8 protein-coding genes and 2 pseudogenes are annotated in these 6,519 nt (G+C 55.3%); all 10 read left to right on the top strand.

Features of this window, described 5'->3' with window-relative positions:
- Window positions 1–843, top strand: an 843-nt coding sequence (locus Q0Y09_RS06720) for a prealbumin-like fold domain-containing protein (RefSeq protein ID WP_297719487.1), incomplete at its 5' end; no start/stop codon positions are given.
- A gap of 68 nt (window positions 844–911) precedes the next feature.
- Window positions 912–1,250, top strand: a complete 339-nt coding sequence (locus Q0Y09_RS06715) for a DUF3852 domain-containing protein (RefSeq protein WP_195614604.1) — start codon at window positions 912–914, stop codon at window positions 1,248–1,250.
- 3 nt (window positions 1,251–1,253) lie between these two features.
- Window positions 1,254–1,685, top strand: coding sequence for a hypothetical protein (locus Q0Y09_RS06710; protein ID WP_238047156.1), 432 nt, complete (start codon window positions 1,254–1,256; stop codon window positions 1,683–1,685).
- Window positions 1,686–1,764: 79 nt separating this feature from the next.
- On the top strand, window positions 1,765–2,667 hold the full coding sequence (locus tag Q0Y09_RS06705; protein ID WP_238047160.1) for a conjugal transfer protein TrbL family protein: 903 nt from the start codon (window positions 1,765–1,767) through the stop codon (window positions 2,665–2,667).
- Window positions 2,664–3,311 (top strand): annotated as a pseudogene (locus Q0Y09_RS06700) (DNA cytosine methyltransferase); the annotation flags it as partial. The gene Q0Y09_RS06705 and the pseudogene Q0Y09_RS06700, both read left to right, overlap by 4 nt.
- A gap of 26 nt (window positions 3,312–3,337) precedes the next feature.
- Window positions 3,338–4,825: a DNA cytosine methyltransferase gene (locus Q0Y09_RS06695; RefSeq protein ID WP_297719480.1), complete on the top strand. Its 1,488-nt coding sequence runs from the start codon at window positions 3,338–3,340 to the stop codon at window positions 4,823–4,825.
- A gap of 113 nt (window positions 4,826–4,938) precedes the next feature.
- Window positions 4,939–5,235 (top strand): hypothetical protein, encoded by a 297-nt coding sequence (locus Q0Y09_RS06690; protein ID WP_238047633.1) that lies wholly within the window; start codon window positions 4,939–4,941, stop codon window positions 5,233–5,235.
- Between the two features lie 62 nt (window positions 5,236–5,297).
- Complete coding sequence (locus Q0Y09_RS06685; RefSeq protein ID WP_297719490.1) at window positions 5,298–5,564, top strand: hypothetical protein; 267 nt, start codon at window positions 5,298–5,300, stop codon at window positions 5,562–5,564.
- Complete coding sequence (locus Q0Y09_RS06680) at window positions 5,557–6,141, top strand: hypothetical protein (RefSeq protein ID WP_297719472.1); 585 nt, start codon at window positions 5,557–5,559, stop codon at window positions 6,139–6,141. The genes Q0Y09_RS06685 and Q0Y09_RS06680 overlap by 8 nt, the downstream gene beginning before the upstream one ends.
- Window positions 6,134–6,519, top strand: a pseudogene (locus Q0Y09_RS06675) (type VI secretion protein); the annotation flags it as partial. The gene Q0Y09_RS06680 and the pseudogene Q0Y09_RS06675, both read left to right, overlap by 8 nt.

The raw sequence follows: 6,519 nt of genomic DNA, 5'->3' as shown, positions 1-6,519 counted from the left end.
GGCCAGATCCAGATCACCAAGACCAGCGCCGACTACAACAGCATGAACGGCTGGCCCGCCGGCACACCCATTCCCGGCACGGTGTTTGAGATCTACCACTACCGCACCGGAAATCTGGTGGATACCATCCGGACGGACAAGAATGGACGGGCGGTTTCCAAGCCCCTGCCTCTGGGCCGGTATAAGATCATTGAATCCAAGGCGGCGGACTTCTATGGCCTGGATAAAACACCCATTGAGGTGGAGATCGAGCATGAGGGCCAGATCGTCAAGGCGGCTATGACCAACAAGAGTCTCTACACCAATGTGAGCATCAAAAAGACCGGCTATGTGGAAGTCATGCCCGGTCAACAGATCCGCTATGACCTTAGCAGCATCGCCAACAATTCCACCACGAACCTGACCTCCTTCTACTGGCGGGATACGCTGCCCACCCAGGCGGTGCGGCTGGAACGGGTCGTCACCGGGACCTACAATGTACCCGGCAACTACAAAATCGTGTACCGGACCAATCTCAGCGGCGAGAACTGGCGTGTTCTGGCAGACAACCTCTCCACTCAGCAGAACTACGTACTGGACGCCTCACCTGCTGCGTTGGGCCTCGCCTCCAACGAGTGTGTGACGCAGTTCATGGTGTCCTTCGGCGTCGTCCCCGGAAACTTCCGGCAGGTGGAGGCTCCGCAGGTGTACTGCAAGGTGGTCTCCTGGATTACCGGAGGGAGCCAGTTTACCAATCAGGCCGATGTGGGCGGCGTTTATGACGGCCAGTGGATCATGGCCACCAGCCGGTGGGTGACCAAAGTCTACAAGCCCTCCAAGCCCCTGCCCCGCACCGGCTATTAAGCCCCTATCATTCCAGAGAGGACCGTCCTGACCGGGACGGTCCTCCTACTTTTACGGAGGTGTCATTGATGAAGCGTATCAAAAATTGGGTGAGATATCTTCTGCCCACTCTCGTTCTGGCGATGACCTGTGCGGTCCCCGCCTTTGCCACCGGCGGCGATGTGGCCGGAGCTGTGGAGCAGACCTGGACCGATGCCGCCAGTCAGATCAAGACGGTGGTGGACAGCGTGGTGTTCCCTGCATTGAGCATGATCCTGGCAGTCGCGTTTTTTGTCAAACTGGCTATGTGCTACTTCGACTACCGTAAGCATGGACAGTTTGAGTGGACTGGCCCCGCCATCCTGTTCGTCTGCCTGATCTTCGTTCTGCTGGCCCCCAACTATATCTGGGGCATCGTGGGGATCTAAGGCATGGGTATGACTGCTTTCGAGCAGGAATTGAGGAAGATCGTCAGCCCCCGCTATCCGGACGCCACCTATGTTGGGCGAGCCTGCTATGTGCGGCTGAGTGAGATGAACCGGGCCAAGATCCAATTTATCTCCACCCATATTGCCAGCCAGTACGATGCCCTTCGCTTGACCATCCTGAATCGGGACGAGGGTGCCGTGGATAACCTTGTTCTGCGGTTTTCAGACCTTTTGGGGAAAAAGCACACAAGCAATCCCAATTTCAGAGATGGGGTCATCCCCCACCTCTGGGACGACTGCGGGAAAGTAGCCTGGTATGTCTATCAGCCCAGCAGCCGGGATTATCAGGAACTGTCTGACGCAGTAGGAAGTTATCTGGAGGTCTTCCAGGAGCAGGTCCAGATGGAACGACCGGGGTGGGAGCAGACGATGTAAGAAAAATATATGGGGCCGTGCCAGCTGCGCGGCCCCATCCCTCAGCTGGCATAGCCCTGTGACAGCGAGGTGAGTCTCTATTTTTATCTGGGATTTTGTCGCCGCCACCATCATGGACAACCTGATCGACTGGTTCTATGGACAGGTGGTCGGCTTTTTGGGAAATTTCTTCGCATCCATGGGAAATATGGGAGTCGAACTATTTGAATTGGAATGGGTGCAGGCGGTCGTGCGGTTCTTCTCTCAACTGGGCTGGGCCATGTACGGCATCAGTCTGGTGGTCTGTGCCTTTGAGTTCGGCATCGAATATTCCTCAGGACGTGCCAACCTAAAGCAGACGGCACTCAATGCCATCAAAGGTTTTCTGGCCGCAAGCCTGTTCTCGGTCTTGCCGGTCCGGCTCTATGCGCTGGCTACCTCCCTTCAGGGAACCTTCAGCGCGGGGCTGACCGGATACGGAACCAGCATCGGGGATGTGGGCCAGCAGATCATCACAGACCTCAGTAGCGTGGAGAGCATCGCGGATATGGCTGAGGTAACACTGGACTTTGGATTCGGTGTGATCACAAGTCCCATCATGCTGCTTTTTTGCATCATCCTTATGGCCTACGCAGTGATCAAGGTCTTTTTCGCATCCCTTAAGCGGGGCGGCATCCTGCTCATCCAAATCGCCGTGGGGAGTCTGTATATGTTCAGCATCCCCCGAGGTTATGTGGACGGCTTCGTACAGTGGATCAAGCAGGTCATAGGTTTGTGCTTGACTGCATTCCTTCAGGCCATTATTTTGGTGGCGGGCCTGATGGTTTTCCGGGAACACGCCCTTTTGGGCCTGGGCCTTATGCTCTCCGCCGGCGAGGTCCCCAGGATCGCCGGGACCTTCGGGTTGGACACTACCACCCACGCCAACATCATGAGCGCGGTCTATACCGCTCAGGCTGCGGTGCATACCACCCAGACGATCGCAGCGGCGGTGACGAAATGAGCGCCCTGACCATGGGAAGCCTGTTTGACGGTATCGGAGGGTTCCCCCTCGCGGCAGTCCGGGCTGGATTTATACCGCTCTGGGCCAGCGAAATCGAGTCATTTCCGATGAAGGTCACAGAACGGAGATTTCCAAGTATGGTACACAAAGGTGACATTACGAAATTATCCGGAAAACTGTTATTTCCAGTAGACCTCATCTGTGGGGGCAGCCCTTGCCAGGACCTGAGTGTGGCCGGCACCCGCGCCGGTTTATCTGGCGCCCGTTCCGGGCTTTTTATGGAGCAGATCCGGATCGTGAAGGAGATGAGGACTGCGGAGCGAGAACGGGGACGGACTGGGATCGATGTCCGCCCCCGCTGGTTCTGCTGGGAAAATGTTCCTGGTGCATTCAGCAGCGGGTCGCCCAAGGGGGAAGATTTTCGGATTGTATTGGAAGAGATCCTCCACATCCATGACGGTGGAGCTGAGGTCCCGCGGTCTTATCCCTATTCGTGGCCGGATGCCGGTGAAAATGTCCTCGAAACAGGCTTTTCACTGGCATGGCGCTGTCTGGATGCGCAATTTTGGGGTGTTCCACAGAGGAGAAAACGTATCTATCTGGTTGCCGACCTCGCTGGTCCTTATGCCCCACAGATTCTATTTGACACATTAAGAGAGGAGGAAGAACCATGCGATTCTATGATCCTGACGGTCAAATAACAATGTTTACTCTAGATGAGCCGTTAAAACTATGCAAAAACGCTGCAAAACAGAGTAGAAAGTCTCGGAATATCGCTTCTCTGATCGCAATTTCATATTTTCATCTGGATCTGTCTAAGGAGCATGTAGATCTGTTTGGAGCCCACTATTGGGAGATGCGCTCCCCGTGGTTGGAAGACGGCACTTTTCTCAATACCGGAGCAGCCCCCAGAGAGCCGACCAAAAGCGATCTATCCAGTGTTTTGGAGCAAGATCCGGACGAGAAATATGGTTTAAGCAAAAAAGCCTGTCTCGGTATACTACGCAGAGCAAAAGAGCGCGGAAAGCCGCTGCCGGAGCAGTTGAAGTGGGCTTTGATGGTCCAGGCGGGCCTGATCCCGATGGACTTTCGGATAACGGAGATAAAAGCCTACCACATCAACCAGAGGGATGAGGGGATCGATCTGCATGGTGTATCCGGCGCACTGATGGCCACCAGCAATATGCAGATGCAGACGTTTATCACAGGTGAGGCCATAGGTGTAGATGGTTATAATGGTGACCTCACCGAGCAGGTCGCTGCTACCCTCGGAATAAACTGCGGGATGTCCACAGGGCGAAACGGGGTGCTGCTCCCTACACCAACTGTCATGGCTTTTGCAGCAAACCAAAGAGATGAGGTGCGGGATCTGCATGATCTTTCCGGTGCGCTCCAGGCACAACCCGGAATGAAGCAGCAGACTTTTGTTGCCGGTTTTTCTGCGGGAGCCGGGGCCAAAGCTGGGAGTATCGGCTATTCCGAAACGCTTGCCCCCACACTGAAAGGAACAGCCAGCGGGAACTGTATGCCTTCAGTCCTATGTCTGAACGATCAGGGTGGCAGCGTAATGGACTGCACAGAAGGTATCACCGGAACCCTGCGGGCGCAGGAACATGGGCATCAACCTCTGGTGTATGAAAACCATGGAATCGATGCCAGATATACCGGGCCGCACACCGTAGCTCCGACCCTCTCCGCCCGTGCGGGAACTGGAGGCAACAACCTGCCTTTGGTGGAGCAGGAAATGCCAGAGGTCGTTTGTATCACAGGAAACGCCATCGACCGTCAGCTTTTTAATGGCGGCAATGGAATCGGTTATCAGGAGGATATTGCCTATACCATGACCGCAACCGATCATCACACAGTCTACTCCAGGCAGCGCGTGGATGTGTTTCAAGATAACGATGTGGCCTCTACGGAAAGCGCCAGACAATACAAGGATTCCACCGACCTGGTATGTCAGGCAGCAGATAGTCCGCTCCTGATCCGCCGCCTAACTCCTTTGGAATGCGAACGGCTCCAGGGGTTCCCAGATGGTTGGACAGATCTTCCCGGTGTCTCGGACTCCGCCCGCTACAAGGCACTGGGCAACAGTGTCGCAATTCCCTGCGTGGAGTATGTCATGCGCAGGATCTTGCTGTTTGCAGGCAAGAAATGAATTTGTTTATCTTGCTTGTAATTCCATATCTTCTTCGTTGGGTATTGTGAATGGCTTTCCCACCTTGCTTTGGATATACTTGCTTTGCAATTCAGGACAAAGGGGGCGTCGGTATGGAACCGAAAAAGAACCTATGCGCGCAGATCCCGGTTTCCCTGCACACGCGCATCCGGCAGGAGCAGGAGGAGTCCGGAAAATCCCTGAGCGAATTCATGACAGAACTTCTCACAAACTACTACGAAAATGGAGGGACCAGAAAAATGGGCGGAAAGCAGAGGACGGTGGCCTTTCAAGTGCCCGAGGAACTGTTCGAGCAGTTCAAGGAGTATCTGAAACAGCATAACATGAAGCAGAACGCCTTCTTCCTGGACTGTATCCGGCAGGCGCTGGAGCATGAGCAGGAATCATAACCGGATCACAGGCCGCCGCGGGTCATCCCTGCGGCGGCTTTTCTTTATAGGAGGTGTTTCTTATCTATATCTACCCTGAAGATTTGAAAGCAAGGGCTATGCTCTGGCTCTGGACCCTGCGGGATGTAGCGATCATCGGCGTTGGCTTTTTGTTTTCTGTTCTGGCATTGGTGCAGAGCGGGATCATGCTTCCCATGGTGGCGACGGTGCTCTACGCCTTCCTCAGCATCCGTGTAGAGTCGGCCAGCATCCTGGATTTCCTGCGCTATGCCTTTGCGTTTTTGCTGTGGAAACAGCAGTACTACGAATGGAGGCCCAGAATTGAATAAACAGAAGAAAGAACTGCGGCAGAGGCAGTCTACCCGGCAGCTCATGGGGATCAGCCAAGTCACACAGCATGGCATCCGCACCGCCGAGGGAGAACTGGTCTTCTATCTGATCAAACCGGATAATCTATCCGTGCTTTCGGAGGATGGCATCCGGGGCCGGGTGATGGCATTGACCCGGCTGCTCTGCACGATGCCTCAGGTGCAGATGCTGGCCTTGGACTCCCGGGAGTCCTTCCGCCGCAACAAGGACTGGTACCGTCTGCGTCTGGAGCAGGAAGAATTGCCTGCCATACGGGAACTGCTGCGGCAGGATGGTATCCATCTGGATGATATCCAGGCTGGGACCGCTTCCGCTCGGGAGTTTGCTATCGTACTCTGTCCTGAACGCAGCGGCGGCGAGCCGGATGAGAACCATCTGCGCCAGACCGAGAAACACATCCGGGATCTGGGTTTTCAGGTCCGGATGGCAGATCCCCAGGACATCAAGCGCCTGCTGGCTGTGTACTACCAGCAGGACGTGACTACGGATCACTTCGATGACTATGACGGAGAGAGGTGGGTGAAGGACCATGGCTAAGAAAAAGCAGAAGAAAAAGAAACGGATGGCACAGGCAAAAGTGCCAGAGCCCCACCCCAAGGATTTTCTGGACCTGATTGCACCCTCCGCGGTTCGCTTCAACACGGATCATGCGGTGTGCGGGGACCTCTACCGCTGTACGATGGCACTGCGCAGCTACCCCGCTACCACAGAGGAACTGGCTCTGCTTCGGAACCTTGGAGAAAAGAGCGGCGTGACCCTGCGCATCTATACCCGAAAGGTGACCTCTGCGGAGGAGGAAAAGATCCTCCACAACGCCGAGAACAAGAACCGGATGGACCGAGGCAGTACCAACCGGATGAAGCAGGCAGTCACCGCGGAAGCCAACCTTCAGGATGTGGCCGCCCTCATTGCATC

This window comes from Intestinimonas sp., assembly GCF_026169115.1.
Taxonomy (GTDB): domain Bacteria; phylum Bacillota; class Clostridia; order Oscillospirales; family Oscillospiraceae; genus Intestinimonas.
The sequence above is the reverse complement of the archived record's forward strand: the minus strand, read 5'-3'. Positions and strand labels throughout refer to the sequence as shown.